Annotated in this window: 2 protein-coding genes; one reads left to right on the top strand and one right to left on the bottom strand. The window is 69.6% G+C overall.

Features of this window, described 5'->3' with window-relative positions:
- The coding region (locus tag AB0G02_RS28330; protein WP_360799610.1) for a M55 family metallopeptidase at window positions 1-468 on the bottom strand (468 nt) is incomplete at its 3' end.
- Between the two features lie 94 nt (window positions 469-562).
- Between AB0G02_RS28330 and AB0G02_RS28325 the strand changes: the two genes are divergently transcribed.
- Window positions 563-1,887 (top strand): ABC transporter substrate-binding protein (locus tag AB0G02_RS28325; RefSeq protein WP_360799614.1); only part of this gene is annotated, 1,325 nt, incomplete at its 3' end.

Here is a 1,887-nt window from a genome sequence, read left to right as displayed (position 1 = left end):
GTCGACGCCGGTGACCAGCAGCACCGGGACGCCGTGCACGGCGGCCAGAGCGGCGTTGAGCCTGCCCTCGCTCGCGGGCACGCCGTCCAGCCACACGCCGGTGATCGAGTTCTCCAGGTAGGTGTGCGCGAGCACGCCCTCCTGGCCGGCGCCCGCGTGGTAGCCGAGGAACACCACGCCGTCCACTCCGGAGTCGACGCCCTGCATCATCGACAGCGGCTTGTGCCGCCCGGTGAGCAGCCTGGCCCGCTCGTCCAGGTCCTCCAGCAGCAGGTTGCGCTGCGAGGAGTGGGCCTCGTTGACCAGCACGCCGGTCGCGCCGCCGTCGTGGACCCCGGCGACGCAGGCGTTGACGTCACCGGTGAACAGCCGGCGGAACCGCTGCCACTGCTCGGTCTGCGGGACGACGTCGGCGGTCCAGGTGACCCCCGTCGCCCCCTCCATGTCCGCCGAGATCAAGATCCGCATGAGTTCACCGTACCGAGCCGTCGTCGCTTCTTGACGCGCACCTCACCTCAATGGTTACTTCTTGACTTCCACTCAGGGGCGGGAGGCGGTCACTGTGGGCATCCGACGGTTCGGCGCGGTCACGGCGGCGATGGCAGTGGTGGTGGTGCTCGCGCCGACACCGGCGCGGACACAGGCGCAGGCGCAACAGGCGGTGACCCTCAGGGTGGCGATCACCCAGCAGGTGGATTCGCTCAACCCGTTCCTGTCGGTGTTCCAGGCGGGCACCGAGGTCGGCCGGCTGATGTACGACTACCTGACCGCCTACGACGTCAAGGACCAGCACCCGGTGGAGGGCCTGGCCGACCGGTGGGAGTCCTCGGAGGACCGGCTGACCTGGACCTTCCACGTGCCCGAGGGCAAGAAGTGGTCCGACGGGCAGCCGATCACCGCCAAGGACGCGGCGTTCACCTACGACCTGATGATGCGCGACGAGGTCGCGGCCACCGCCAACGGCAGCTTCACCGCCGACTTCGAGTCCGTCACCGCGACCGACGACCGCACGCTGGTGATCAAGACCAAGCAGCCGCAGGCCACCATGCTGGCGCTGGACGTGCCGATCGTGCCCGAGCACGTGTGGTCGAAGGTCACCGACATCGCGGAGTACCACAACGACCAGACGCCGGTGGTGGGCAGCGGGCCGTTCGTGCTGGCCGAGTACCGGGCCAACGAGTTCATCCGGTTCAAGGCGAACAAGGACTACTGGCGGGGCGCCCCGAAGTACGACGAGCTGACGTTCACCTACTACAAGACGGTGGACGGCGCGGTGCAGGCGTTGAACAAGGGCGAGGTCGACCTGGTCAACCGGATGGGACCGGCCCAGTTCGACTCGCTGGCGGACAAGTCCGGCATCACCCGCAACAAGGCGCAGGGCCGCCGCTTCAACGAGATCGTCATCAACTCCGGCGCGGCCACCCGCGACGGCGTGCCGATCGGTGACGGGCACCCGGCGTTGAAGGACGTGGTGGTGCGGCGGGCCATCGCCAAGGCGATCGACCTGGACGCGATCATCGAGCGGGTCAACGGCGGCTACGCGCAGCGCGGCACCGGCCCGATCCCGCCGGTGTTCGCCGACTACCACTTCGAACCCGACTCGCCGCGCCCGCACGACCCGGCCTCCGCCAACGCCGACCTCGACCAGGCCGGGTACGCGCGCGGCGCGGACGGCATCCGCGTCTCCCCGCAGGGCAGGCGGATGGAGCTGCGGCTGCTCGGGCACGCCAGCCGCGCCTACGACGAGCAGACCGGCGAGTTCGTCAAGCGGTCGCTGGCCGACCTGGGCATCGTGGTGGACGTGCAGATCGTGTCGGACAACCAGCTCAACGAGGCGGGCACGGCCGGCACGTTCGACCTGCAGTTCTCCGGCTGGGGCACCAACCC

It is taken from the genome of Actinosynnema sp. NPDC023658 (genome assembly GCF_040639995.1).
Classification (GTDB): Bacteria; Actinomycetota; Actinomycetes; order Mycobacteriales; family Pseudonocardiaceae; genus Actinosynnema.
Note: the sequence above shows the minus strand (reverse complement) of the source record. Positions and strands in the feature narration are given on the sequence as shown.